At 65.8% G+C, this 25,022-nt stretch carries 20 protein-coding genes and 3 pseudogenes; 6 read left to right on the top strand and 17 right to left on the bottom strand.

The window, feature by feature from the left end; genetic code table 11:
* Nucleotides 1-83: 83 nt before the first annotated feature.
* Nucleotides 84-1,316 (bottom strand): hypothetical protein, encoded by a 1,233-nt coding sequence (locus KY661_RS22660; protein WP_225412203.1) that lies wholly within the window; start codon nucleotides 1,314-1,316, stop codon nucleotides 84-86.
* A gap of 379 nt (nucleotides 1,317-1,695) precedes the next feature.
* Nucleotides 1,696-2,496, bottom strand: coding sequence for a TolB-like translocation protein (locus KY661_RS22655; protein ID WP_225412202.1), 801 nt, complete (start codon nucleotides 2,494-2,496; stop codon nucleotides 1,696-1,698).
* A 236-nt stretch (nucleotides 2,497-2,732) separates the two neighbouring features.
* Between KY661_RS22655 and KY661_RS22650 the strand changes: the two genes are divergently transcribed.
* The gene (locus KY661_RS22650; protein ID WP_225412201.1) at nucleotides 2,733-2,930 is read left to right on the top strand and encodes a hypothetical protein; all 198 of its coding nucleotides are present in this window, start codon (nucleotides 2,733-2,735) and stop codon (nucleotides 2,928-2,930) included.
* Nucleotides 2,931-2,973: 43 nt separating this feature from the next.
* Here the strand turns inward: KY661_RS22650 and KY661_RS22645 are convergent, their stop codons facing one another.
* Complete coding sequence (locus KY661_RS22645) at nucleotides 2,974-4,440, bottom strand: sigma-54-dependent transcriptional regulator (protein ID WP_225412200.1); 1,467 nt, start codon at nucleotides 4,438-4,440, stop codon at nucleotides 2,974-2,976.
* Nucleotides 4,437-5,969 (bottom strand): sensor histidine kinase, encoded by a 1,533-nt coding sequence (locus tag KY661_RS22640; protein WP_225412199.1) that lies wholly within the window; start codon nucleotides 5,967-5,969, stop codon nucleotides 4,437-4,439. Before KY661_RS22640 ends, KY661_RS22645 begins: the two co-directional genes overlap by 4 nt.
* Before the next feature lie 281 nt (nucleotides 5,970-6,250).
* On the opposite strand from KY661_RS22640, the gene KY661_RS22635 reads away from it, so the two are divergent.
* Nucleotides 6,251-7,915: a SulP family inorganic anion transporter gene (locus tag KY661_RS22635; protein ID WP_225412198.1), complete on the top strand. Its 1,665-nt coding sequence runs from the start codon at nucleotides 6,251-6,253 to the stop codon at nucleotides 7,913-7,915.
* Here KY661_RS22635 and KY661_RS22630 read toward each other — a convergent pair.
* From KY661_RS22630 to KY661_RS22595, 8 genes are all read right to left on the bottom strand, one after another.
* A complete protein-coding gene (locus KY661_RS22630) occupies nucleotides 7,902-8,243 on the bottom strand; it encodes a hypothetical protein (RefSeq protein ID WP_225412197.1) in 342 nt (113 codons plus the stop codon). The two genes, KY661_RS22635 and KY661_RS22630, sit on opposite strands and share 14 nt — an antisense overlap.
* A 52-nt stretch (nucleotides 8,244-8,295) precedes the next feature.
* Entirely contained in the window at nucleotides 8,296-8,691 is a 396-nt protein-coding gene (locus KY661_RS22625; protein WP_225412196.1) for a beta-lactamase family protein, read from the bottom strand.
* A gap of 226 nt (nucleotides 8,692-8,917) precedes the next feature.
* Entirely contained in the window at nucleotides 8,918-9,622 is a 705-nt protein-coding gene (locus KY661_RS22620) for a carbonic anhydrase (protein ID WP_225412195.1), read from the bottom strand.
* A gap of 2 nt (nucleotides 9,623-9,624) precedes the next feature.
* The gene (locus tag KY661_RS22615) at nucleotides 9,625-11,166 is read right to left on the bottom strand and encodes a SulP family inorganic anion transporter (protein ID WP_225412194.1); all 1,542 of its coding nucleotides are present in this window, start codon (nucleotides 11,164-11,166) and stop codon (nucleotides 9,625-9,627) included.
* A 210-nt stretch (nucleotides 11,167-11,376) separates the two neighbouring features.
* A complete protein-coding gene (locus tag KY661_RS22610; protein ID WP_225412193.1) occupies nucleotides 11,377-12,720 on the bottom strand; it encodes a sigma-54-dependent transcriptional regulator in 1,344 nt (447 codons plus the stop codon).
* On the bottom strand, nucleotides 12,717-14,384 hold the full coding sequence (locus KY661_RS22605) for a sensor histidine kinase (RefSeq protein WP_225412192.1): 1,668 nt from the start codon (nucleotides 14,382-14,384) through the stop codon (nucleotides 12,717-12,719). The genes KY661_RS22610 and KY661_RS22605 overlap by 4 nt, the downstream gene beginning before the upstream one ends.
* A 100-nt stretch (nucleotides 14,385-14,484) precedes the next feature.
* Nucleotides 14,485-15,171 (bottom strand): imm11 family protein, encoded by a 687-nt coding sequence (locus tag KY661_RS22600; protein WP_225412191.1) that lies wholly within the window; start codon nucleotides 15,169-15,171, stop codon nucleotides 14,485-14,487.
* A complete protein-coding gene (locus KY661_RS22595) occupies nucleotides 15,161-15,715 on the bottom strand; it encodes a Wall-associated protein precursor (RefSeq protein ID WP_225412190.1) in 555 nt (184 codons plus the stop codon). Before KY661_RS22595 ends, KY661_RS22600 begins: the two co-directional genes overlap by 11 nt.
* 550 nt (nucleotides 15,716-16,265) lie before the next feature.
* Here KY661_RS22595 and KY661_RS22590 point away from each other — a divergent pair.
* Nucleotides 16,266-17,477 (top strand): annotated as a pseudogene (locus KY661_RS22590) (ISAzo13 family transposase).
* Nucleotides 17,478-17,500: 23 nt separating this feature from the next.
* Here the strand turns inward: KY661_RS22590 and KY661_RS22585 are convergent.
* Both KY661_RS22585 and sitA5 read right to left on the bottom strand, forming a co-directional pair.
* Nucleotides 17,501-18,043 carry a hypothetical protein gene (locus tag KY661_RS22585; protein WP_225412189.1) on the bottom strand — a complete coding sequence of 181 codons (543 nt, stop codon included), beginning with the start codon at nucleotides 18,041-18,043 and terminating at the stop codon, nucleotides 17,501-17,503.
* Nucleotides 18,044-18,484: 441 nt separating this feature from the next.
* Nucleotides 18,485-19,432 (bottom strand): annotated as a pseudogene (gene sitA5, locus KY661_RS22580) (SitA5 family polymorphic toxin); the annotation flags it as partial.
* A gap of 351 nt (nucleotides 19,433-19,783) precedes the next feature.
* Here sitA5 and KY661_RS22575 point away from each other — a divergent pair.
* From KY661_RS22575 to KY661_RS22565, 3 genes are all read left to right on the top strand, one after another.
* On the top strand, nucleotides 19,784-19,978 hold the full coding sequence (locus KY661_RS22575) for a helix-turn-helix domain-containing protein (RefSeq protein WP_225412187.1): 195 nt from the start codon (nucleotides 19,784-19,786) through the stop codon (nucleotides 19,976-19,978).
* Nucleotides 19,979-20,292: 314 nt separating this feature from the next.
* Nucleotides 20,293-20,697: a hypothetical protein gene (locus tag KY661_RS22570; protein ID WP_225412186.1), complete on the top strand. Its 405-nt coding sequence runs from the start codon at nucleotides 20,293-20,295 to the stop codon at nucleotides 20,695-20,697.
* Nucleotides 20,698-20,961: 264 nt separating this feature from the next.
* Complete coding sequence (locus tag KY661_RS22565; protein WP_225412185.1) at nucleotides 20,962-22,257, top strand: histidine kinase; 1,296 nt, start codon at nucleotides 20,962-20,964, stop codon at nucleotides 22,255-22,257.
* 271 nt (nucleotides 22,258-22,528) lie between these two features.
* Here the strand turns inward: KY661_RS22565 and KY661_RS22560 are convergent, their stop codons facing one another.
* The 3 genes and pseudogenes from KY661_RS22560 to KY661_RS22550 all read right to left on the bottom strand — a co-directional run.
* On the bottom strand, nucleotides 22,529-23,026 hold the full coding sequence (locus KY661_RS22560) for a helix-turn-helix transcriptional regulator (RefSeq protein ID WP_225412184.1): 498 nt from the start codon (nucleotides 23,024-23,026) through the stop codon (nucleotides 22,529-22,531).
* A 105-nt stretch (nucleotides 23,027-23,131) separates the two neighbouring features.
* Nucleotides 23,132-24,328 carry a serine/threonine-protein kinase gene (locus KY661_RS22555; RefSeq protein WP_225412183.1) on the bottom strand — a complete coding sequence of 399 codons (1,197 nt, stop codon included), beginning with the start codon at nucleotides 24,326-24,328 and terminating at the stop codon, nucleotides 23,132-23,134.
* 163 nt (nucleotides 24,329-24,491) lie between these two features.
* A pseudogene (locus tag KY661_RS22550) lies at nucleotides 24,492-25,022 on the bottom strand (serine/threonine protein kinase); the annotation flags it as partial.

The following is a 25,022-nucleotide window of genomic DNA, read 5'->3' as shown; positions in this document are numbered from 1 at the left end:
CCGGACGAGCGGGACTGCCGACGGGGTTGGGCCGGTACATGGCCCCCTTCCCAGTGGAGGAAAGGGGGCGGGGGACTCAGGCGTCAGTGCGGTTTGTAGGTGGAGTACGCGAAGTGATACACGCTCGTGTTGTACTGGAGGATGGAAGAGCGGATGCTCACGGTCGCCATGTCAAAATAGTGATAGCTGGACCAGTTGTCATACACGTAAGTGCCCTTGGCGGAAGGCAGGTTCACGGAGAGGCCGAAGTTGCCACCCACATCCGTGACGCCCGAGACCGTGGTGGTGGAGACATACGTCTGAGGGGTATTGACGACGATGGTGACAGGCGCGTTCACGACAGGGTCGCCATTGATATCCGTCAGGGCGCCCGCGAGAATGGTCGAGCGGTAGACGCGCCAGAAGTTCCCCGCGCCGTAATTGACGAATCCCGCATTTCCCCCGTCCGTGTCCACCCAGCCCAAGTAGGCCGAGGTGGCGGCGGTGTTCACGCTCAACTGGTAGGCTGCGGCCGGAACGGCTGTGTCCAGCGACGCGACGCGAAGATAGTACACGCCTGCGCCCATTGAGTACGTCACGGTGGAGTTCTTCGTGAGGGTCGCCAGGCGGTTCAAGTTTCCGTCATAGATGCCCACCTGGTAATTGGAAGAGGAGGGCACGTTGCTGAACGTGAACGTGAAATTGTTGGCTTTCGGGGCGGTGAACTGGATCCAATCGATATCATAGGCGTTGTCCAGGGTCTGGTTGGCGGTGAACCTGACCGAGTACGCCTTGGCTTGTGCCGGGTGGTCATCCGCCTCGGCGGCGTCGCTCGTGGGCGAGTAGAGGGCGGCCAACTGATAGGGACGCGCCGCATCGAAGCCCTGGTAGGCGTTGACGCAGATGAAATAGTAGGAGTCTTCGCTGACCAGGGTGCTGAGCTGCTCGCTCGTCTGCGGCCCGAAGGCGGAGACCTGCTCCTCCTCCAGCATGCCGGTGTCCAGGTTGAGCTTGAAGACGTGCAGGTCATAGTCGACGCTGGCGCTGTTCACCACCTGCAGGTTGAAGGTCAACTTGCCTGCGTCCGCCGAGTGGACGAAGTACCAGTGCTGCTCGCCTTGCGCGGAGAGGGTGTTGCTGACCGCGGTGTTCAGGCTCATGTAGAGCGCTGAGTTGGGGTCCGTGTTCGTCGCGAGCGGATGAACTTCCCCCTCATGGAGGGTCTTGGCGTGTGCCTCCAGGAGGGAGAGATCCACCCGGGACGCGCGGTGCAGCATCGGCAGCGCCTTGAGTGGCTTCAGGGCGGACTGCTCCGGACGCGGAATCAGCTTCTGCACCTGGGTCACCTCTGTCAGTTCAGGCGCAAGCCCGTCCGCGCTCGCGGAGGAGGGAACGCTGACCGTCAAGAGAAGCAACAGGGCGGCCGAAAGAGGCCACGTCGAAGGTTTACTGAAATTCTTCATGTTGAGTAGATTCCTCAGGTGCCGCTTGGGGGAGCGGAGCTCGCTCACACGGAATGAGCCGGCCGTGTGGAAGATGATGCAGAAAATCTGCGCCACGGACTGGGGCTTCGACCGGCCGGGCAGCCCAGCTCACTCTCGCCCTCAGAGGAGGCCCCTGGGGGCAGCCCCAGGGCTCCGCCATCCCAGCCGGAGCCCCTTCAGACCCGCCAAGGAACAACATCCAGGCCGGCTGTCTTGGCTGGAGAATGCCGGGCTACTTCGCGAGCTTCCAGACTTTGTAGAACTGGGCCCAATAGATGCCCGAATCATCCACAGCGATATCGTCCGTGGAGTAGGTCTCCGTGGTCAGGACCTGATCGCCGCTCCCATCCTTGCAGGTCGCCGTGAGGACTTCGTCCTTGATCCAGTAGAGCCGCTCGCCATCGACGGCCAGGACACTCCCAGGGCTGTCCGCGTAGGCGATGTTCGTCACGGCGCCGCCGCTCTTGGAGATCTTGTTGAGCCCGGTGTAGTAGTCGAGGAAGTAGAGGGTGTCCGCATCCATGGCGAACTGGTGGAACTTGCCCGCCTGGATGAAGAGAAGCTGGGTGGGCGCGGCCCCGCCGTCCTTCGGCGCCTTCCAGAGGGTCCATCCCTTTCCACTCGCCGGCCGGTTCACCCAATAGAGGTTGTCCTCGTCCGCAAGGGCCTGGAGCGGCATGGTCGGAAGGCCACTCTGCGCGACCACGATGGGAGAGCCTCCCTCGCGTGGCACCGCGTAGAAGTGCCCATCGTTGGTGTCGATCCAGTAGAGGTGGGTGGCATCCCCCGTGAAGAATCGCTGCCTACCGGCCGAGGCCGGAATGGCCGTGAAGGAGCCGTCCGCGTTCAGCCGGTTCACCTTGCCCGGCAGGGGACGTGCGGAGCCCAGGACATAGAGATCTCCGCCGGTTTCCCGGACGTTTGGGATGGCCGCGAGATTCGTGAGGATGCGTGCGGCGGGGCCTCCTGACTTGGAGACCCTGCCCACGAAGCCGTTCGAGAGAGTCGGGTAGGCGCCGCCGGAGAAGTACACGTCCTGGTCAGTTACTGCGATGGATGTCGTGGGCCAGAAGTCCGCGATCTGGACGGGCGTGCAAACGCCTCCCACGCACAGAGGCGCGCATCCCGAGAGGGTGGATGCACTGTTGCTTCCCTCCGCCATGCTGGCTGTGGAGAGGAGGAGGGCCGAAGTGGCGGAGAAGACGGTTCCGGAGGAGTGGAGCGCTCTGAACAATTTCTTCATACGTAACACCTCATCGAAGATTTGAAATGCAAGACATGTATGGCTCGCCAGCGAACAGCGAGGGGGCGTATGGCATTCTCTTATTTTTAGGTCAAATATTAATTCCTGGAAGACGCGTATTGCATGATTTTATGTTTTTGGGGGTAATAAAAGCGCTCGGAGACGACGATGCTGCTCCGCTTGCCGCAAGGCCTGAAGACATCCAATCACCAAGCCAGGTGTGAGAAATCCGCCGGACCCAGGAACTTCAGGAGAAGGTTGTCAGGCTCAGCGCCCGTGGCCCGTGTCCTTGAAGTCCGAGGCCGACAGCCCGTGCCGGCGCAGCAGCTCGTAGAAGTCGGTGCGGTTGCGCCCGGCCATGCGCGCCGCGGCGCTCACGTTGCCTCCGCTGCGCCGCAGGGCCTCCATCAGGTAGTCGCGCTCGAACGCGTCACGCGCCTCGCGAAGGGTGGGCAGCGGGGCCTCGGTCTCGGACGCCCGGGGAGAAACGGCGCCGGGTGAGGCCTCCTCCATCCCGGGCGGCGTGGCGCGGGGGGAGGGCTGCACGAGGTGCCTCAGGTGCTCCGCCCGCAGCTCCTCGGAGGCGGCCAGCAGGACGGCGGCCTCCATCACGTTGAGCAGCTCGCGCACGTTGCCCGGCCACGTGTAGTCCCGCAGCAGCTGGAGGGCCTCCGGGCTCAGCCGCGGCACCCGCATTCCATTGTGCGCCGCGGCCCGCTCGAGGAAGAGCTGGGCCAGGAGCGGAATGTCCTCGGCCCGCTCGCGCAACGGCGGCATGGTGATCGGCACCACGTAGAGCCGGTAGTAGAGATCCTCGCGGAAGCGCCGGAGCTCCACCTCCTCGCGGAGATCCCGGTTGGTGGCCGCCACCACCCGCACGTCCGCTTCCTCCTCGGTGCTCGAGCCCACCCGGGTATAGCGCCGCTCCTGCAACACCCGCAGCAGCTTCACCTGCACGCTGGGGGGCGCCTCGCCCACCTCGTCGAGGAAGAGCGTTCCACCCCGCGCGGCCCCGAAGAGCCCCTCGCGCGACTGGGTGGCGCCGGTGAAGGCCCCCTTCACGTGGCCGAACAGCTCGCTCTCCAGCAGCTCCGGCGGGAGCGCCCCGCAGTTCACCGCCACGAAGGGCCCATGCGCGCGGCGGGAGAGCCCGTGCAGCAACCGTGCGGCCAGCTCCTTGCCCGTGCCCGACTCGCCGAGCACCAGCACCGTGGCATCCGAGGGCGCCACCCGGGCGATGTGCGCACGCGCCTGGGTGATGGCCGGGCTCCGGCCGAGCAACCGCTCGCGCGGAACGCCGGCCACGATGCGGCGCAGGTCATCCACCTCGCGTTGCAGGGTCGTGCGCTCGAGCGCGTGCACCAGCTTCTGCACCAGCTCGTGGTCCTGGAAGGGCTTGGTGAGAAAGCCATAGGCGCCCCGGCGCATGGCCTCCACCGCGGTCTCGATGGTGCCGTGCGCGGTGAGGATGACCACCGGCAGCTCCGGAATGCGCTCGCGCGCCTGGGCGAGCACCTCCAGGCCATCCACGTCTCCCAGCCGGAGATCGAGCACCATCGCGTCCACCTTGCCCGCCTCCACCCGCTCAAGCGCCTGCTGGCCGGTGGGGACGCTCGCCACCTCCATCCCCTGGGCTTCCAGGCGCAGAGAGATGAGCTCGCACAGCTCGAGGTCGTCATCCACCACCAGCACGCGGTTGGCGGGAGAGGACGGAGGCTGGGGGGACTGGCTCATTCAGGGCTCCGGGCATCAGGCGACGCAGAAGGAGTTGCCTCGGGAGCGTAGCGGAGGGAGGCCGGGCCTTCGAGGGGTATCCAGAGGGCGAAGGCCGCGCCCGGGCCCGGCTCGTCGAGGAACGCCACGTCGCCACCATGCGCGCGCATCATCTCGCGCGCCAGCGGCAGGCCCAGGCCGATTCCGGGGGGGTTGGCGGTGTTGCCCACCGGAGAGGTGAAGAAGTGCTCGAAGAGCCGGTTTCGCACCTCGGGCCGGACTCCCGGGCCCTCGTCGCGCACCACCACCCGGGCCCAGGTGCCGGACGCGGTGTGCCCGGGAGGCCCTTCCTGGGTGACGGTGCGGAGCATCCGGACCTTCTGCCCCCGTGAGGAGACGCGGATGGCATTGCCCAGGAGGTTGGCCACCGTGCGCTCGATGAGGGCCGCGTCGAGCGAGGCGGGGGACAGCGGCCCCTCCTTCTCCAGCTCCAGCTGGACCCCGGCCTCCTCGGCCTCGCCCTGCATGTCCTCCAGGGCCCGGAGGAGCACGTCATCCAGCAGGCAGCCCGCCTCGCGCCGCAGCGCCTTGCCGGACTTCACGCGGGACATGTCGAGCAGCGCGGACACCAGGCGGATCTCCCGCTCGCAGGCGCTTCGCGCCAGATCGATCACCCGCCGCTGCTGCGCATTGAGCGGGCCGGTGGTGCCGTCCGCCATCAGCCCGAGCGCGGCCCGCAGCCGCGTGAGCGGCGTCCGGAGATCGTGCGACACGGAGGCCACGAAGGCGTCCTTGAGGTGATCGATCTCCGCCAGACGCGCGCGTGTCCGCTCCAGCTCGGAGGCCAGCTCCTGCACCTCAAGCGGACCGCCCACCGGCTCGATGGGGGCGAAGTTCCCCTGGCCCACCTGCTGGGCCTGTGTGGCGAGCAGCTCCAGGGGCCGCGTCACCCCCCGCGCCATCCAGCGCGCCACGCCCCAGGCGGCGAACATCGCCAGGGCCCCGAAGATGGACCCCACGCCGATCGCCGTGGCACCAATGGCATACGCCTCGGCCTCGCGCTTGAGGACCTCCTGGAGCAGGGAGCGCACGACGGTGATCCAGGCATCCGTGAGGTTCTCGTCCCAGATGAGCCGCTTCTGCCGCAGCTCGGGATCGAAGAGGCGGGTGCAGGTGTTCTCCTCGCTCACGTACCGGGCATAGTCGCGGTAATTCTCCGCCGAGTTCCGGATGCTCGGCTGGATGGCGTCTCCGTGATGGGAGAGCAGCAACTCCAGCTGGCGCAAGGACTCCTTCAGGGAGAGCGCCACCTCGGGCCCGGCGTTCGAATCGCGTTCACAGGCCAGGATGGCGTGCCGGGCGGCGACCTCCACGCCCCAGGCCGCCTGGTGCACGGCCTCCTCCTCCTGCACCTTGCTCAGATGTTCCTCGCGGATCTCCGTGAGGAGGCTGGTCATGCGAACCAGGGCCACCACGGCGAAGCCGGCGGCACCGAGCAGGATGGCGGTGAGCAAGGAGTGGGAGATGAGCAGACGCTGAACGAGACGCATGTTGTGGGCAGGCTCCGGGGTGCGCGTCCTAACGCGCTCTCCGCCTGCGTGCACGGCGGAGTGGGCCCGGCTGTTCACTCGTTAAGCCGGTGTCGGCTGGAACGGACAGGTGTCGGTTCATCCCCTCAACCCGGGTGTTGGGTAATGCCGACAGGGGCGGACGTCTTCCGAGGGAACGCGGCGCGGCACGCGGCGTGAAGAGACGCGCCGGCATCATGCTCGAACATCACTCGTTTGGAGCCACGGCTCGTGCGCGCCTTCTGTGGCAGGACTGGAAGCAGATGGTCTCTCCCAAGACATTGGGGCAGGACCTGTCTGGCGCTCTCACGGTGGCGTGCGTGGCGCTTCCGCTCAATCTCGCACTCGCGGTGGCGTCGGGTCTGCCAGCCAGCGTGGGTCTCATCAGTGGGGCGATCGCCGGTGTCGTGGCCGGGTTGCTGGGCGGTTCCCGTCTGCAGGTGACGGGGCCCGAGGCAGCGCTGGTGCCCATCGTGCTCCTCCTGGTCCAGCGCCATGGCATCACGGGCATGGTCGTGGCCACCTTCCTCTGCGGGCTCTTGCAGATCGTGCTCGGCCTGCTGCGCGTGGGCCGGTTGGCGAAGTTGCTGCCGGCGCCGGTGGTGCGCGGATTCATGGCGGGCATCGGTCTGATCCTCCTCAACAGCCAGCTGCCCCGGTTGTTGGGATTGCCGAAGACGGTCGGCTCGCTGTCCTCGCTGCCCGCGCAGGCGGGGGAATGGATGATGCACGGGGGAGGCATTGCCATCGGCGTGTTGGCGATCGCCTGTATGGTGGGCCTGCCTCGCGTGCAGCGGCGGGTGCCCTCGGTGCTGGTGGGGCTCGTGGTGGCCACGCTGCTCGGCGGACTGCTGGGGCCGGAGCTCGCCCGCGTGGGGAGCCTGCCCGCGGGATTGCCTTTGCCCCAACTGCCCTTGCTGGCGGGCGTGGACTGGAGCGCGCTGCTGCCCGACGTCCTCTCGCTCACTGTGCTCGCGTCGCTGGGCTCGTTGATGTCGGCCAGCGCCATTGATCAGTTTCCGGGCTTCGAGAAGCAGCAGAGCGACCATGATCAGGAGCTGATGGCCCAAGGCATGGCCAACCTCGCCTCCTCGCTCTTCGGCGGCATGCCGGTGATGGGGGCCATCGTCCGCTCCTCGGTGTCGATCCAGGCGGGAGCCCGTACCCGCGCGGCGTCCGTGCTCCATGCGCTGCTGCTGCTGGTGGTGTGCCTCGTGGCCGGAGCGCTCGTCGCTCGCGTGCCCATCGCCGCGCTCGCGGGCATTCTCGTGGTGGTCGGCGTGCGGCTGCTGGATTTCCGGGGCCTGCGCAAGCTGTGGGATCAGGAGCGTCCCCAGGTGGCGGTGGTGGCGGTGACCGCCATCGTCATCGCCTCGGTGGATCTCCTGCTCGGACTCGGCGCGGGCGTGCTGCTCTCCCTCGGACTGCTCTTGAAGGCCCGGCCCCGGACGGAGCTCCAGACGCGGATCCTCCGGCTGGATGGACGCCCCCACTTCCGCACCCTGAGCGCGGCCGCCGCCGGGCAGGACGAGCGGCCGCCCCTCCAGCGCATCCGCGTCCGCGGGCCGCTCGACTTCCTCTCTCCTGGCGTCCTCAATACGGCGCTCGCCAGTCACCCCTTGCCGAGGTACGCCGTGCTCGATCTGACCGCGGTGCCCTACCTGGATGCCGCGGGACTCCAGGAGGTGCTGAACCTTCGGGACTGCCTCGTCACGCGCGACGGCGTGGTCGTCGTCGTCGCGTGGGGCGAGGTGGGGCGGATGCTTGAGCAGGGGGGCTTCCCGCGGCAGTCTCCGTCCGCCAGCCTGGTGTCTTCTTATGACGATGCGCTCGAGCACATCGCCCGGAGTCACAAGGCCGCCGCCGCCGTGGGCGTACAGGAGGAGGCCCGGCCCGTCCTTACCCGGGCGCCGGTCATGGATTCGTAGCCGGCCCAGGGCCGAGGTCCGGCTCACGCCGCGCGTGAGGTGGAGCCAGACATGCGAGCAGGGAGAGGGCGCGCGGGCCGGTCATGAGCTGGCCCGCGCGGTTCATCACGTAGCCGAAGCCGAACTGGGCATCCGGGCCGGCGAAGCTCAGGGAGTCCTCCTCGGTGAGGGTGCCCGGAGGCAGGACGGGCGGGGCGGTGTGGGCCGCGAGCGTGGAGGGCGTGAGGCCCAGCTCCTGTCCGCCGGTAGCGAGCGAGCCGTAGGCCCGGGCAATGGCGTGCGCCTGGCCGATGCCGCCCGCGGCCGGCCGCGCGAGGGAGCGGTACACGGGCGAGTCGAAGCCGGAGCGCCTGCGCGAGCGGGATGCGCTCGCCCAGGAATCAGCCACTGGTGAAGCTGGGGTCGCCGTGGCGCGTGCCGGGCTCCCACGCTGGGGCCTGCCAGGCGAGCCCCCGGGCCAGGGAGTCAAGGCCCGCGAGCTTCACCGGCTCCATCCACTCATCGAAAGCGGGCAGGCTGGCCTTATGCGCGAGGAGCTGATGCACGGTGATGCGGGACTTGTCAGCCTGGGCGAACTCGGGCGCGTCCTTCCAGCCGCCCCAGAGGTCCTTCTGGCCACGCCGCCTGCGACGGTGGAGCCGACGAAGGAACGCACGCCGCGATGGGATGGGATGGGGCTGCTGCGCCGGACGGAAAGCGCTGGAAGTCTTCGCCTGCGCTGGGAGTGGAGGCCGCAGTAGGGCATCCCTGATGGCGCCCGGTGGGGTGAGCGCCATGGTGGAGCACCTGGCATTGCCCTCGTGGCCTGCTCGGTGGGCCCCAGCACAGGGGCCCGCCCAGAGCGCGGGGTATTGAGCCTCGTACCTACAGTGACCTGGACGCCCACGCCCCTGCGGCCTGGCTGGGCCGCTTGGCCCGGCGTGTGCCCAATCCTTGGGCGAAGCGCTGGGCATCCATGCCGCCCATCCGAGGAAGGGCGGCGGTTTTCCAAGCGATGGAGGCTTAGGCTGCCGAGGTGGACGCCTCTCCCGCGCCGCTCGACCTCTCCATCTCCTTGAGCATGCGCTCTCCCTCGAGCTCATCGAGGGGAACGAAGCGCTCGAGCTCCGGATGGTAGGTGTGCACCCGCGCATGGCCGATGTCGAACCACCAGCCGTGCAGCCGCACGGTGCCGGCCGCCAGACGATCGCGCACCAGGGGGTAGGTCTTCAGGTTCTCCATCTGCTGCAGCACGCTGTACTGGCTGAGCCGGTCATACGGGGCCAGCCCCTCGCCGATCTTCCCACCGCGCTCGAAGGCGGCCAGGGCAGGGCGGCCCACATCCAGCCAGCTGCTGAGGTTGGGCGTCTTCTGGTCGTTGTACCCCGACAGAATGGCCTTCATGGCACCGCAGCTGGAGTGGCCGCACACCACGATGTCCTTCACCGGCAGGGTGAGCAGGGAGAACTCCAGGGCCGCGGCCTCGGAGCGGTCACTCAGGGACAGGCCCGCGGAGTCCGAGGGCGGCACCATGTTGCCCACGTTGCGCATGACGAAGAGGTCACCCGGGTTGGTGGACGCGAAGAGGTTGGGCACCACGCGGCTGTCGGCGCAGCCGATGAACAGGCAATCGGGCGCCTGTCCATGGGCCAGCCGCGCGAAGGTGGAGCGGTAGGCGGGAAGGCTGTGACGCTGGAAATCGAGGATACCCTGAACGAGCTTCTTCATGATTAGGCACTCTCCGAGGAAAGAGTCGTGGTTGCGGAAACGGGCACTGCGGACTTGTTGGAGGAGGGGGAGCCCTTGCGTGCCCACACCTCCTCGAGCGGCTCCATCCACACCTTGCCGCCCGTCTTGCGGTGGTTCTGGCACCAGCTCTCCAGGGCCTCGTAGCCAGAGTGGTCCAGCGTCTCCACCGCGAGGTCCAGCTCCACCTGGGCCCCATTGGGCACCTGGGCGAGCGCGGCCGACAGCTGCGGCACGCCTACGAAGGTGAGGGCACCGCCCACGCGCACCTGGTGCACCTCACCCACCTGCTTCACCTGCACCTGCACCCGGCCCAGCCGCCACAGCAGCCGCGCCACCGCCACCGCGAAGCCCAGCGCGATGCCGGCCAGCAGGTTGATGCCCACCACGCCGGCCACCGTCACCACGTACACGGCGAGCTCGCCGCGCCGGCGCAGCTCCTGGATGTGGTGCATGTTGACCAGCTTGGCGCCCACGTGGACGAGCAGACCGGCCAGCACGGTGAGCGGCACCAGTCCGAGGTAGGAGCCCAGGAGGGATACGAAGAGCAGCATCCACACGCCGTGCATGATGGCGGACACGCGCGTCTTGGCGCCTGCGGCGATGTTGGCCGCGCTGCGCACGATGACGCCGGTGATGGGTAGGCCGCCCATCAGCCCGGACAGGGTGTTGGCCATGCCCTGCGCGAACAGCTCCTTGTCCAGGTTGGCGCGCGGGCCGGTGTGCAGCTTGTCCGTGGCCACCGCGCTCAGCAGCGACTCGGCGCTGGCCACCAGGGCCAGGGAGAACACCGCGGCCGCGAAGGCGCCCCAGTTGTCGGGCATCTTGGGCAGCTGGAGGCTCTCGAAGAGGCTCCCGGCCAGCTCCACCCGCTTCACGTCCGCGCCCCACACCGCCGCAGCCACCGAGCCCACCACCACCGCCACCAGCGGTCCGGGCACCTTCTTGAGGCGGCTGTTGGGCATCACCTGCCACAGCACCAGGATGCCAAGGGTGACCACGCCCAGGATCGTCGCGGGGCCATGCAGGTCCATGATCTGCCCCGGCAGCTCGCGCAGGTTGGCCCAGGCGTTGGACTGCGGCGCGCCGCCCAGCACGATGTGCAGCTGGCCCAGCACGATGAGGATGCCGATGCCCGCGAGCATGCCGTGGATGACGGCCGGAGAGATGCCCAGCGCGGCGCGCGCCACCTTCACGCCGCCGAGCACCATCTGGATGACGCCCGCGACGGCCACCGCGGCGCACGTGACGGCGAAGCCCAGCTCATTGATGAAGCCGAACACCATCACCGCCAGGCCCGCGGCCGGGCCGCTCACCAGCAGCGGCACACCGCCGAACAAGCCCACCACCAGGCCGCCCACCACCCCGGCGATGAGCCCGGACATGATGGGAGCGCCCGAGGCCAGGGCGATGCCCATGCACAGCGGCAGGGCTACCAGGAAGACCACCAGGGAGGCGGGCAAGTCACTGGCCAGCACTGTCCGGAGCGAGCCGGTTTCGCCGGCCTTCTGCTCGTTGGACTTCATTTCTCAGCCTCCACACACAGGAAGGCGCCGCGTCTCCTCGCGGGAGACGGGGCGCGTGTCCGGCTCACATGGGCAAGAGCCGTGCCACGTGTGTGAAGGGGGTTTCCCTCTGAAGGGCTTGGAGGGACGTCCCAGGAGACTTCAAGAAATTTGAAGTGGGCCTGGGGTCAATGAAAGAACCTTGAACAAGAATCTTGAAGTGCTGCCCGCCTACTCCTCGCCGAGCCGGCGCAGGAAGGTGGGATAGGAGATGCCGAGCGCGCGGGCGGCATCCATCCGGCGCCCCTCCATGCGCTCCAGGACGTGGCGGACATACCGCCGTTCGATCTCCTCCAGGGGGGGCGGGGGGCCGGCCACGACGAAGGCGTGGGGATCGGACGTCTGGGCGGGGCCCCCGGGACGCGGCGCGAGCGCCTCCAGCTCCAGGTTGGGGCCGCTCTCGAGCACCAGGGCGCGCTCGAGCACGTTGCGCAGCTCGCGCACGTTGCCGGGGAAGGGGTAGCGCTCGAGCCGCTCGCGAGCGGCGGCGGAGAAGCCCACCGGGCGGCGGCCCAGCTCCGCGCACAGCTCGGCCACCAGCGACTCGGCCAGCGGCAGCACGTCCTCGCGCCGTTCGCGCAGCGGGGGGATGTCCACCTTGAAGACGCTCAGGCGGAAGTAGAGGTCCTCGCGGAAGCGGCCGTCGGCCACCTCGCTGGTGAGGTTGCGGTTGGTGGCGGCCACCACGCGCGCGGTGCTGCTCAGCTCGCTGCTGCCGCCCAGCCGCCGGAAGGCGCCCTTGTCCAGGAAGGTGAGCAGCTTGGCCTGCAGGGCCAGCGGCAGCTCGCCCACCTCGTCGAGGAAGAGCAGGCCGCCGTTGGCCACCTCCACCAGGCCGCGCCGGGCGGTGCGCGCGTCGGTGAAGGCGCCGCGCTCGTGGCCGAACAGCTCGCTCTCCACCATGGTGTCCGGCAGGGCGGCGCAGTTGACGTGGACGAAGGGCCCCTGCTCCTCGCGCAGCACGTGCAGGTGGCGGGCGATGATCTCCTTGCCCACGCCCGTCTCCCCCAGCAGCAGCACGGGGCTGCGGGGCGAGGTGGCGATGCGCTCGAGCATCTGCAGGGTGTGGCGCATGGCGGGTGAGCGTGGCACCACCATGCGGTGCCGGCCCCCCAGCGCGCTCTCGGCCCGCCGCAACCGCTCCTGCAGTTGCACGTCCTCGGCGGCGCGGCGCGCGCGCAGCACCAGGTCATCCAGCTCCACCGGCTTGGACAGGTAGTCGCGCGCGCCGGCCCGGATGGCCTCCACCGCGCTGGCGATGTCCCCGTGCGCCGTCGCCATCAGCACCACGGCGCCGGGCACCAGGGTGCGCAGCTCCGGCAGGAAGGTGAGCCCGTCCCCATCCGGCAGCCGGCGGTCCAGGATGACCAGGTCGGGGGCCTCGCGGGCCAGCGCGGCGCGCGTCTCGTGCAGCGAGCGCGCGGTGCGGACGCGGAAGCCCTCCTGGGTGAGCACGGAGGCGGCGAGCGAGGAGAAGGTCCGGTCGTCGTCCACCAGGAGCAGCGAGGTACTCATGGGGTGCTCTCCAGGGGCAGCCGCAGGGTGAAGCGGCTGCCATCGGGCAGGCGGGTATAGGTGAGGTGGCCTCCATGGGACTCCACGGCGGCCCGGGCCATGGGCAGCCCCAGGCCCACGCCCTTAGCGCGCGCGGTGGCGAAGGGCTCCCACAGGCGCGGCTCCAGGTCCGTGTCCACCCCGCCGGCGTTGTCCTCCACCCGCAGGACGGCCTCGTTGGCCTCGCGCGCGAGGGTCACCCGCACCCAGGGCGAGGGACGCAGGCCCGTGTCGCGCGCCACCGCGCCGGCCTCCACCGCGTTGCGCACCAGGTTGTCGATGGCGGACACCAGCAGCGCCGGGTCTGCCTGCGTGGTGAGGCCCTCCTGCAGCGTCACCTGCACGGGCACGTCCTCAGACTCCGGAACCAGGCGCACCGACTGCAGGGCCTCCTCCACCAGCAGGTGCAGCTCGCAGGGGCGGCGTGGGGCGGCGGCCTTCGGGGCGCCGAAGGACAACAGCGAGCGGGCCAGGTGCCCCAGCCGCTGCACCTGGGCACGCAGCGCGGGCAGGGCCACCTCACCCGCGGTGGCGGCGGGCCGCAGCAGCGACAGGGCCGCCTGGATGCCGTTGAGGGCGTTCTTCACCTCGTGGGCGATGAGCTGGCTGGCGACGCCCAGCGCGGCCATCGTCTCCTGGTGCCGCAGCCGCTCCTCGGCCTCCAGCAGCGAGTGGTACGAGCGGCGCAGCAGGAAGGTGAAGAGCAGCAGGGTGCTGCTCAGCAGGGCGATGTGGAAGAGCAGCTGCCCGAGGAAGCGGCGCTGCAGCCGCGCGATGTCCCGCTCCTCGTCCTCCAGCACGGCCAGCAGCATGCCGCTGACGCCCGGGACGGGGACATGGGCCGCCGCGCCCAGCATGCGCTTGCCGTCCAACACGAGGGGCCCGGGGGCCTCGGCCAGGGCGCGCAGCTGCGAGGCGCGCTCCGCGCTCCAGGCGAAGTTCGGCGCGTGCACGGGCAGCAGGAGCTGGCCGTCCCCATCCAGCAGCAGCGACATGTCCGCGCCCCCCAAGCGGACGCCCGGAAGGGGACGTGCCCCCGCGCGCAGCTCGCCCACCAGCAGGCCCGTCACCTCGCCGCCGTGCGTGATGGGGACCGCCACCACCAGCGGCCCATCCGTCCCCTCCAGCAGGTTGATGTCCGAGACGCCCTCGGCCAGCACCCGGCGGAACCAGGGGCGGTGGGTCAGGGGGGAGTCCCCCAGCGACATCTGGTCCGGGTCGCTCCACACGCGGCGCCCCTCGGGGGTGAGCAGGGCCACGCCCTCGGAGAAGAGGGGCGAGTGGTGGAAGGCGCTGTCCAGCATGGCCACCTCCGGGTCCGAGGAGCCATCCTCGGGGATGAGCTGGGGGTGCTCGGCCAGCCGGCGCAGCTCCGCCTCCAGCAGGCCCAGGTGCACGCCCAGCGCCTCGGCCTGCACCTGGGCCTGGCTGAAGAGGTTGCCGAGCATCTCCTCGCGGGCGTTCTGGAGATCCTCCCGGTAGGCGAGCAGGGGGCTGGCCAGGGCCACCACGCCGAGCAGCGCCAGTCCCACCGTGGCGGAGCGTCCGGCACGCTGTTGGGCGTGCGCCAGCTCTCCGAGGGCGGAGGACAGGGAGGGGCCCGGCAGGGGAGGCGGTCGCGACATGGGACGCATCATGCGTCAAACAACCCGGGGCGAGGAGCGTGTCCTGGGGGAAACTGGAGAGCAGCTCGCAGGGCGGTGAATGCCTCTCGGCGCGGAAAATTCAGCCGGGCCCCATGCGGGGACTTGCTGGCGGACCCTTCCCGTCAGGATCCCACACATACGCCTCAATGGGAGTGAACTTCATGTTCGTGAATCCATGCCGTTGGACGAGCGCGGCGAAGCGCTCGGAGACGACAATGCTGCCCCGCTTGCCGCGAGGCCGGAAGACATCCTCGCCTTGCCAGGTGTCCGGCTCCAAGGTGAAGCCATGCACGGAATCGGCTCCGGCCGAACGGCACTCCGGACATGTGACCGGTTCTGAGCGGCGGATACGGCTTCGTGCTTCATCCACGGCGCCACGGCCGAAGCAGGCGGTGACGGCGAAGTAGGGGGGAATGGCACCCTGCACGGCCCCCTTGCGCTTCCTTCGTACGCGCACCACTTCAACGGGGTTGAAGCCGAGCAGTCCTGTCAGTCCTGCCTCTTGATAAGCCTCGGCGACGCGCTGTGAGATGAGCACGTCGTAGCCGGGCCCCTCCACGAAATCACCAGGCGCCGCGCCATACAGTTCCAGCTCAACACGGTAAGGTGACAGCCACGTCAGCATTCCCATGGGCTCCCCGCAGAGTGGGCACTGCGGAGGGTCTCCACGGTTGACGGGCGCCACCTTGCTGAACTTGGTGTCATCTGGCCCGAACATGCCTTCTTCAAGCACGAAGAAACGGGAGCCAGGCACGTCAGAAGCCATGAGGAAACCTCTCACGCATGTCCTTGCGGCTGTAGATCTCACGCAGCTTCTGCATGAACTGCGCCGGTGTTGCCTTGTCATGATCCCTGAGCCATTGGATGACTTCGGCATCCACCTTTCGGTGCCAATCCTGGTAGCCGCAGTGCGATTCTTTGTCCTTCGCCTTAGCGACGAAGCGCGCATCCCGTTGCGCGTATAACCCGCGAAGGGTTCTATGCTCGTCAAGCGCGTTGGCGATAGGGCGGGAGATGATGTGGTGGTTCTGTCCATCGCAGTGGGGTGGCTTTCCCGAGGCTGCGGCTTGAGTACCGGCGGCTTCTGCGTCATTGAGGTCTGCTTCGCCGCGGGCCGCTTCCTCCGCGCCCCTGACTGCTGCCTCTTGCCGCAGGGCTGCCTTCGCGAGTTCGGCGTACTTGTCAGGAAAGAGTTTCTTCAATTCCTGACAGGCGGTCATCCTCCCCTGCTTGCAGAAGGACACCAGGGTGGTTTCTCCGGGCACCGGCGGGGCCTGGGTGGTGATGAGGAGAAGCAGCAGAGGGAGCATGATCGGTCCTATATATGAGCTATCGCAGTGAGATCTGTCTCTCGCCCTCGCGCCTCGGAGATACTCCCGAGGCGCGAGGAGAGTCTGGCAGAATGGGCCCTCCCGGATTCAAACCGGGGACCAAGCGGCTCCATCCGCATCCCGGGTGCATCGCTTGAGGCGCTTCTCACCCGAGGGCGGCGCTGATGCTCGGGCCGGTGGTTCCCGGTTCCCGCCTCTATAGCGGGAACCGGGAACCGCTATAGACTGCTACTCGGCGCACTGGGCCCTCCACCGTCTATCGGCTGTGCGAAAGAGGGGGGGCCCTACGTGCGGGTGAGCAACTCGATCCGCATCCAGCTTGCGGACGTGGAGGACGTTCTCTCACAGGGTCCCCGCTGACTCCCTGCCCGTGATTCCCAGTTCCCGCCAAAGGCTACTCCTTGGTGCACGGAGCCTCCACCATCTTAGGAAAGTGCCTTCCGGATACCGGCGGGTAATTAAAGGGCCTGCTCAGAAATTAGTTGTTCGAATGGAAGAATAGGCTGGTAGCCAAGCATGTTGGCCGGATATGGACGCAGGGAAAGCCGTGGCGGAGCGCTACCAGGCACTCCGGGACGTCATGGATGAGCGAGTGACGCGCTGCTGGGCGGGCGCCGAGGCGCTCGCGCTGGGACGAGGCGGCGTGACTGCGGTTGCTCGCGCGACGGGCTTGTCGCGCATGACGGTCCGGGCGGGGCGCGACGAGGTGAGCGGAAAGAAGCCCCCAGGAGAACTGGTGCGAGTTCGGCGCAAGGGCGCTGGCCGACCGCCAGTGGAAGTGGCCCAGCCGGGCTTGACCGAAACCCTGGAGTCGATGGTGGACCCCATGACTCGGGGTGACCCGGAGTCGCCGCTGCGCTGGACGTGCAAGAGCACGAGGGTGCTGACTGCGGACTTGGAGAAACAAGGCAACGAAGTGAGCCCGCAGAAGGTGGGCGAGTTGCTCAAGAGCCAGGGCTATAGCCTGCCGGCGGTCGCCAAGTCGCTGGAGGCAGAGGAGCACCCGGACCGCAACGCCCAGTTCGAGCACATCAACGCCCAGGTGCAGGACTTCCAGGCCCGGGGGTAGCCGGTCATTTCGGTGGATACCAAGAAGAAGGAACGGGTGGGGGAGTTCAAAAACGGGGGCCACGAATGGCAGCCGACTGGGGCGCCCGTGCTGAGTCTGACGAATGACTTCCCGGACACCGCGATGGGCAAGGCGATTCCCTACGGCGTGTACGACGTGGGGGACAACAGCGCCTGGGTGTCGGTGGGCGTGGACCACGACACGCCCGTGTTCGCCGTCAACAGCATCGCCGCCTGGTGGCGGAAGATGGGCAGGGCGCGCTATCCGGAAGCGAAGGAGTTGTTGGTGACAGCCGACTCGGGTGGCAGCAACAGCGCGAGGAGCCGCGTATGGAAGGCGGAACTGCAGCGGCTGGCGGACGCGACGGGCCTGGCCATCAGCGTGAGCCACTTCCCGCCGGGCACCAGCAAGTGGAACAAGGTGGAGCACCGACTCTTCAGCTACATCAGTATGAACTGGAGGGGTCGCCCGCTGGAGGACTACGAGACGGTGGTGAACCTCATCGGCTCAACGACTACGTCCAAGGGCCTGAAGGTGAAGGCACGGCTGGACCGACGGCGCTACCGCACAGGGGGCAGCGTCTCTCAAGCGGCCATGCACCAGTTCCACCTCGTCCGCTCGGACTTCCATGGTGATTGGAACTATGTCCTCAAGCCCAAACCGGCCAAGTAATTTCTGATCAAGCCCTTATCTCTTCACGGCAACCTGGGTCTGAGATGAAGCCAGCTCTCCAACTCACGATGTTTCTGTAACACACCCGTTCCAGATATCAGTGACACGGCATTGAGTGCGTTCTTGATGTCGCGCAGCTTGCGGAGCGTCTCGGTTGGGAGAGTGCGCAAGTCCTCCGAGGATGCCCTAGCAACTTCCTCGATGGACATGGTGGCGATCCCCTGGAACCACGTCACGATGCTCTCGGGGTCCAAGACGCCGTCACCTTCACGTGCGCCGAACTCACAGATCATCAATGCACGCAAATTCATCGCAGAAATCATCAAGGAGAACCTCTCGCGGGCGGATGCACGCTCCGCGAGCGCTCCGTACAACATCAGGGCGATGCGTGCCCACGAGAGGCTCCGCTCTTCATGCGCCCGTGTGGCGGCAGTGAAGGCTAGAAGCTCCCAGTTGAAGTACTCGCCTTCGACTGGATCACCGAGGGCAAGCCCATCCAGCCATGCCGCCACTTGGTGAAGAGGCCAGTTCAGAACGGTTTGCAGAAGGGTTGTCTTTGTACTCATGGATCACGGTTACGGAGGGAAAGTGATTCCAAAACGGGCGAACGCCTGCCTTCCGATTTCCACCACCCTGTCGTTCACAGCCCTGGAAGCCCCATTCAGGTAGTGACCACTGTGAGACGTGATCTCGGTGCCGAAGCGAGTGGATCCCTGGATGGCGATCTCCGCTTCACCCGCGGCGAGCACGGGACGGCCCCCACTGGCGACGGAGTGTGCGATTTCCATGCCGCGCCAAGTGCGTGGAATGATTAGCAACTCACCCTCTTGAGTGACAGCCCATTTCACCGTCCCCTCATTCACATAGCGCAGGAAGTCAGGATCGGACGGGTTGACGGGGCGGACCCCTAGCTTCTTGGCGCGCGCCAGTTCCGAGGCGAATCTTTCTGGCACCTGGTTCTCGAAGAGCTCGCCCTGAGATGAGCTGACCGTCCGAAGTTCCCCTTGCCCACTGATGCGCGAGGCCACCATGGCAACCGCCGTGGCAGGCAGGGAGATGACGACGGTATTTCCTACGACGGCTATTGCGCTCACCTCTCCCACGTTCGCCAGATTGATGCCCGCCCGTGAGGCCCCGATCGCCGCTGCCTCTGAGAAGCTGGGCAGCATCGCCAGCCGTGAGGACAGCAACGCAGCGCCCCCGGTCATTCCATGGCTCACCACCACCGTCACCGCGAGGACGAAGAGGCGGGCCACCTCCGGGCCCACCCGGTTCGCGAAGCGCTGACTGGCGCGTTTCAACTCCTCCCAAGTCGTGGCCCGGTCGCTGGCCCATTTCAACTCCCGGCTCGCGTCCACCACCTCCAGGAACGTCTCTACTCCCAGGTAGATCAACAGCAGTGCAGAAACGATCGCTGCCGCCTTCGTGAAGACGGGCTCGGGGTTGGCTGCCAAGACGGCCCAGGAGATAAGGCCCGTAGCAATCACCGTGAAGAAGAGCTGGGGGGCTAGCGTCTTCTCCACCGCCTTGGAGATGCTCGCCTTGAGGGGATCGATCGACAGGCCCAGCGCCACCCCCAACTTGTCCCACTTGCTCAGGCCCATCACATCATCGAGCAGGGAGAGGCAGTTTTCCTTGCGCTGGCCCGGCTCGCAGAGGCCGCCGAAGCTCTTGCTCATCAGGCGCTGCCAACGGGTGTCCGGGTTGTCGTTGGGATAGGAGGCGCGCACCAGCCAGCCTTGCTGGGGGGAGCGGAGGGTGAGGGGCGCATTCAGCACCATCCGCATGAGCGCTTCTTCGAACGCTTCCTCGTCCACCTTCGCGGACGGGTTCGAGGTGGGCGGCCTGTACTCCAGGGGCGCCCCCTGCCCCGTGTTGAGGCGCACCAGATGCGGGGTGGCGCACGCATGGAGCAGCGCCAAGAACAGGACCGCAGCGGTCAGACGGGTTGCCACGGGACGCCCTCCAGAGAGAGGAGGGTTCCAGTCTAAGGGAACGTCACCCCAGAGACGATGACGCTCCGCGTCCCGTCTTCATTCCGCACCTTGAGGCTGTGAGCCGTTGAGAGCGCGGAACTGTTCCCGCGCCTCGGCTTCATCCCGAGGCGCGGGAGGGTTCCTCAGAGTGGGCCCTCCCGGATTCGAACCGGGGACCCATCGGTGATGAGCCGGGGCGGGGGCGGTTGGCAAGGGGTGGCAGGCCCTGGCAGCGCTTCGCAAGCTGCGGAAAGTACAGGAGATTCGCAGTCTGTGACGGCGGTGCCGCTTAGCACGGTTTCCACCCTTTCGACTGGCTGTGGTGCGCCGGTGGTGCGGAACTGGGTGCGGCCAGCGGCCCCACTACTGCTCACCGTGCGCGGGGTGGCGGCGGAACTGGCTGTCTGCCGGGCCACGGTCTATGCGCTCTTGGAGCGCGGGGAGCTGGAGCGGGTGTGGGTGGGAGGCTCCATCCGCATTCCGGTGGCGTCGCTTGAGGCGCTTCTCACCCGAGGGCGGCGCTGATGCACGGGCCGGTGGTTCCCAGTTCCCGCCCCTATAGCGGGAACCGGGAACCGCTCAAGACTGCTACTCGGCGCACTGTGCCCTCCACCGTCTACCGGCTGTGCGAGAGGCGGGGACCCCACGTGCGGGTGAGCAACGCCATCCGCATCCGGCCTGCGGACGTGGAGGACTTTCTCTCACAGGGTCGTAGCTGACTCGCTGCCGGTAGTTGTCGGTCCCAGCCCTACAACGAAAACTGGAACCACTTGAGGAACAGCGCTGCTAGAGGAGCAGCGTTGATCTGGAGGAGTAGGTGACGAAATTATGAGCGGCCTATGCGCCTACTCCTCATCTTGCTGATGACCGTGCCCTTATCTGCGGTAGCAGACATCTACGAGTGCAAGGTCACACGAAAGGTGTACGCAACTGGCGAGGACTCTCCAGCGGATCTGAAGAAGTGGCAGCCTTCTACGATCCTGGAGATCAATCAGAGCAGCCCCTCGTACGCATCACGCTGCGCGTACTCCACAGTCGCGAAGAAGGTCACATGCGACCGGTACGAAATGGATCGCGTGGATGTGGACCCCTATGTGGGGCACATCAAGATGTACCGGTTCACGTCGCAGATGACCGTCCAACTCTTCGCTAATCTCAACTTCATGGAGGACATGGGGCGAGGAATCGTCTCTTTCGGGAAGTGCAAGGCACTCACTCCCCCCACCACCAACGACGTGAAGTAGGCGGTCTTACCGGCTGCACCTTGCGGTTGTGCTCCTCGACGCGCGCTTCCTACTGCTCCTCAATCAAGCGGCGGAGGACTTGGACGGCCCGGGGAGCAGGCAGCGCGGGTCCCCCCCCGGGCGTTCACTCTGGGCGCCCCCGGAGGACTGGGATCGGCCTCCCGTGCTTTCCGGCTGAAGAAATCGCTAATGACTGAAAGCCAGTCAGTCTACTGAGTTTTTCATGAGCATCTCGATAGTTTTAATCACAAAGGAGAGGCAGCAATGAAGGCACGGTATGTAGAGAATTCAGCTGGTTTTCTTAGGGTCTTCGCCTTGGAACCAAAGATCGTTGTTGGGTTCTCGGAAACAAAGCTTGAGCGTCTGCGGGATGTTATTGCGCTATTACCAAGTGCAGATGAACTGCAAAAGGCTGCCTTGCTGGTCTTGGATTTCTCTAGACTGAATAATGCGTATCCTAATTTTGCGGCCATTCTGTGCGCATGGCTGCATGGTAGTGCTTCCTCTAGCCGCGAATTAAAGGTCCGCATTCATCCTCCATCAGACCATGGAGTAGAGGCTTGGTTGCGTAGCATTGGATTGCACGATGTGATTGAAGGGCATCGGCCAGCTCAAGCCGCGTCAAACAACTCCATGGCTCTTGTTGATATTTCGCCTGGAGACAAGAACGCGCCAGATAGAATTTCAGTTAAAATTATGGACCTGATAGATCGAACTGGCATCGTTCTGTCGGAAGATGCGCATCGGTCAACGTATACAGCGATAGCCGAGATTCTTGAAAACGTGGTTCGACACTCTGCCAGCAATAGTCCTGCTTTTGTCTGTGCGCAAGCTCATCCAAAGCAACACAAGTTTAGCTTTTGTATTGCCGATGCTGGCGTTGGAATCAGGGATAGCTTTGCTAGAGGACCTTATAAAGTCCCTGCGGAGAGAATCGCAGCTGGCGACGATCCACTGGAACTGGCAATAGAACCATTTATTAGCAGCAAATACGGCATGGGTCATTCCGGATGGGGTTTATTCTATGCTAGCGAGCTTTGTCGCGAAGCACACGGTACGTTTTGCTTAACGTCCGGCGATGAGTCACTTTTTATTTATAATGGAAATCAACATATTGAGCGGCATCCGTACTGGCAAGGGACCATTGCTTACGTGCTGTTGAGTACTCTCTCCAGGATTGATGGCAGTCGCGTGTGGGCGAAGCTGCCGACTGCTGAAGAAGAAAGTGACTTTGTTGCGAACTTTTCGAATACTGCTCCTGGCGAGTACGCTCTTCATGTGCTGGGAGACGGAACTCGTCGATTGTTTACACGTGATTCTGCCAAAAAGGATCTCGACAAGCTGTTGACATCCGGTGTTTTGGAGCGAGGAGTTGTGGTTTCTGTTGAAGAGGTGCTTGTTGCAACCCCTTCGTATGTTGATGAGTTTTTCTGTGGTCTCCTACGCTATTTGGGAATGGATCGATTCAAGAAGCTTGTTTTGATTAAAGGGGCTACTCCATACCTCACTATGATTATTGAAATGGTTTTGCAAAACGAGGTGCGAAGGCTGAATTCCTAGTAGTACGCGGCCACTTCCCTTTCTCCGGCACTCGGGCGGCTTTGCCCTCGGAATAGCTCATTAGGCACTGGAGGGGATTCCTACGGGGAACTTACCTCGGGAAGGCGCCTGATGTGGCCGGGTAATATTAGTGGAGTGTCTTACAAATTCGTGGACATCGTCTCGGGCCACGCGAAACCGACTCTTTAAGTCAATCACTGGTAGGAGATCTTAGCCGTGGCAGCGCCCCCTCAAGGACCCTGTCCAAAGACTTCGCGGACATTCCACTAGTTCAGCCCGGATTTTTCTCGGGAACTTGGCGGCGCTCGTCGCGCAGCAGGGATGCGGCCACGCGGGCCATCAGCTTGAGTTGTAGCCGTGGGAGGTACCCTATCAAGCGCAGTAGGCGCCTCATTTCCGGCGTTTCCGCCAATGCAGGAGATATCTCCCTTGCCCACGAAGATCGAGGAGGCAGACCACGTAACGGGACGAAACCCATCAGCTCATTCGGACCTCTGTAGAGCGTGACGCACAGCCGGAACAACGTCGTGATGCTCGGCAGCGACCCCCCGCGCTCGATCCGGCCGTAGACCTCTGGGACGATGCCAATGCTCTCGGCCACGTCCTGCTGCGTGAGCCCGGCTTCCCTACGCGCCAAGCTCGCAGCTTCGCCGAGGGTTACTGCGAGCCGTTGTTCCCTTCTCTTTACATGGTGGGAAAGTCCGGGCCTCTTCCGGTGCCTTGGGCGCTGAGAAACACGCGCTCCTGCCCGGAACTTTTTACCTTTCATGCTGGAAACCTCATGCGCTACGCCGCCACGAGGCGGGGCTCAAGCTGGCAATCATGTATAAGAAAGAACCGCATCCATCCCGGCGTACCGTTGGAGCAAGGGCGATCAGTTGGTGCCGCCCGGTTGGGTGGTGATGTCCTCTTCCTCCACCAGCACGGGGGGAAACGCATCATCACCCGTGGGCTCGATGACGCCCCGGCTCGTGCTGGCCCCATCGCGGGAATGGCGGCCTTCCTCAAGGGCTTCCATGGCCCCGTACGGAGCTTCGAGCATCGCGAGGCCCGCTCGCAGTTCCGCTTCCAATGCAGCCGCAGACAGGTAGCGATCTTCCGGACGTCGCTGGAGCACTCTGCGGAGGATGGAACGCAGCGGGAGAGGGAGTGGCTCGGTCAGCTCCGCCACGTCTCGGTGGGAAAACGTGGCTGCCCGCAGGATGCAATCCTCCGCGTGCTCAGGCAGGTCCGCCACCATGGCCGTCATGGCGGCACCGAGCACTTGCTCCTTGACCTCTGGCGTGAGCGCCTTGTCCAAGTCCCCGGGCCGTGCAGTGAACGTGTTGTAGAGGTGGCTCCCCGTGGCCAGTTCCAGCAGCACCAGCCCCAGCGAGAACAGGTCCGAGCGCGGATCCACCTCTTCTCCCAGGAGCGCCTCCGGCGAAGCGTAGAAAACTTCCCCGTGAGGACGCGGAAGCGTCGTTGTCACCCGGCCCGAAAGCAGAGAGCGCACGCAGGCGAAGTCTGTGAGCATCACCTCGCCCTCGGTGCCCAGGTAGATGCGGGTGGGGCTCACGTCACGATGCACGATGCCCAGTGGGGCTCCTCTCTCATCCGTGCGGCTGTGCGCGTAATGCAAGATGCTGGCTACCTCCGCGCCCACGTAGAGGCAGAACGCGGGGGTCAAGGGAGCCTTGCGCATGAGCGAGTAGGTGATCAGGGTGTTGAGTGAGGCGCCCTCGACCAGCTCGGACACAATGTGAAGAGCCCCCTGGACTTCATGGATGCCGAAGATTTGGGCAATCCCGGGATGGTGCAGATGGGCCGCCAAGCGCGCTTCCTCGCGGAGCCGGGCACGTGCCTTGGCAAGTGCCTCGGAATCGTCTGCCGTCGCTGGCAGGCTGCGGACGATGACCTGGCGGAGACGCCTCTTGCTCGTGCGCTCCCACGCCACGGCGGTCCTCTCGCCCAACTTCGATTGCGCCCACTCCTCGACGAGCCCGCGCGACAGATCCACCTCGTAGGACAGCTCGCCCTGAGAGAAGAGAATGACGCCCGGGATGTTCCAGGGCGGCCTCGCCGTAGACATGCGGTGGTGACTCCTCGCAGCGCGAAAAGGCGCCGCTCAATGGAGCGAAACACTACCCAGCATGAGCCAGCGGAATGAACGACGCTGGGGATTGGCCGTACCGCGCAGTGCCACTACAGCGTCAGCAGAAGCCCACCACGACACGCTCGATACAGCGTCCGGTTCACTCCCACCGCGTCACGCCGTTCGCGTCTGCTTCCTTCCTGCCCACGGCCTTTCCGGGCTTGGAGCCCTCTTCCTTGAACAAGCCTCCGTACCTCAGCTCAAGACAGATCGGAACCGTGCGTCCGTTGGGAAGGCGGGCGCGGAAATACCGGCCAACGATTTTGTCGCCGGTTGTCCACAGATGCCCGTCCAGAATCGTCCCCTCGGGGGCCTTCCCGTTTGGCTCGGAAAGAGCCCCTGTCACGGGACCATCTTTGAACACTGTCACGGTCTCCTCCCGTTTGCTGGTGCGGCGGGGCATCTTCCCCTTGGTCACGTCGACGGTGACAAGGAGGGTTTCTCCAGAGTCCAACGACCAATCGAGTTCCTGCTCCATGGCCTTCACGGCTTTCTCCGGACACAATTCCGGAGCCGGGCGCGTCTGCACACCCGGGCAGCCTGCCTCGACCCAAGCGAGAGAGGCCACGAGGAGCGCACACCTCTGCGCTTTCGAGAGCACGCGCTGAGCACTGGCCTTCTGGACTTGAGA

The sequence above is a fragment of the Allostigmatella hybrida genome (genome assembly GCF_020103775.1).
In the GTDB taxonomy this organism is placed as follows: Bacteria; Myxococcota; Myxococcia; order Myxococcales; family Myxococcaceae; genus Hyalangium; species Hyalangium aurantiaca.
This window is presented reverse-complemented; position numbering and strand designations above follow the sequence as displayed.

Excerpts from the sequence above, each read along its gene's own strand:
- KY661_RS22650 (WP_225412201.1), top strand. The coding sequence starts at position 2,733 with ATGCAAGACATGTATGGCTCGCCAGCGAACAGCGAGGGGGCGTATGGC.
- KY661_RS22645 (WP_225412200.1), bottom strand. The coding sequence starts at position 4,440 with ATGAGCCAGTCCCCCCAGCCTCCGTCCTCTCCCGCCAACCGCGTGCTG.
- KY661_RS22640 (WP_225412199.1), bottom strand. The coding sequence starts at position 5,969 with ATGCGTCTCGTTCAGCGTCTGCTCATCTCCCACTCCTTGCTCACCGCC.
- KY661_RS22635 (WP_225412198.1), top strand. The coding sequence starts at position 6,251 with ATGGTCTCTCCCAAGACATTGGGGCAGGACCTGTCTGGCGCTCTCACG.
- KY661_RS22625 (WP_225412196.1), bottom strand. The coding sequence starts at position 8,691 with ATGGCGCTCACCCCACCGGGCGCCATCAGGGATGCCCTACTGCGGCCT.
- KY661_RS22620 (WP_225412195.1), bottom strand. The coding sequence starts at position 9,622 with ATGAAGAAGCTCGTTCAGGGTATCCTCGATTTCCAGCGTCACAGCCTT.
- KY661_RS22615 (WP_225412194.1), bottom strand. The coding sequence starts at position 11,166 with ATGAAGTCCAACGAGCAGAAGGCCGGCGAAACCGGCTCGCTCCGGACA.
- KY661_RS22610 (WP_225412193.1), bottom strand. The coding sequence starts at position 12,720 with ATGAGTACCTCGCTGCTCCTGGTGGACGACGACCGGACCTTCTCCTCG.
- KY661_RS22605 (WP_225412192.1), bottom strand. The coding sequence starts at position 14,384 with ATGTCGCGACCGCCTCCCCTGCCGGGCCCCTCCCTGTCCTCCGCCCTC.
- KY661_RS22600 (WP_225412191.1), bottom strand. The coding sequence starts at position 15,171 with ATGGCTTCTGACGTGCCTGGCTCCCGTTTCTTCGTGCTTGAAGAAGGC.
- KY661_RS22595 (WP_225412190.1), bottom strand. The coding sequence starts at position 15,715 with ATGCTCCCTCTGCTGCTTCTCCTCATCACCACCCAGGCCCCGCCGGTG.
- KY661_RS22585 (WP_225412189.1), bottom strand. The coding sequence starts at position 18,043 with ATGAGTACAAAGACAACCCTTCTGCAAACCGTTCTGAACTGGCCTCTT.
- KY661_RS22570 (WP_225412186.1), top strand. The coding sequence starts at position 20,293 with ATGCGCCTACTCCTCATCTTGCTGATGACCGTGCCCTTATCTGCGGTA.
- KY661_RS22565 (WP_225412185.1), top strand. The coding sequence starts at position 20,962 with ATGAAGGCACGGTATGTAGAGAATTCAGCTGGTTTTCTTAGGGTCTTC.
- KY661_RS22560 (WP_225412184.1), bottom strand. The coding sequence starts at position 23,026 with ATGAAAGGTAAAAAGTTCCGGGCAGGAGCGCGTGTTTCTCAGCGCCCA.
- KY661_RS22555 (WP_225412183.1), bottom strand. The coding sequence starts at position 24,328 with ATGTCTACGGCGAGGCCGCCCTGGAACATCCCGGGCGTCATTCTCTTC.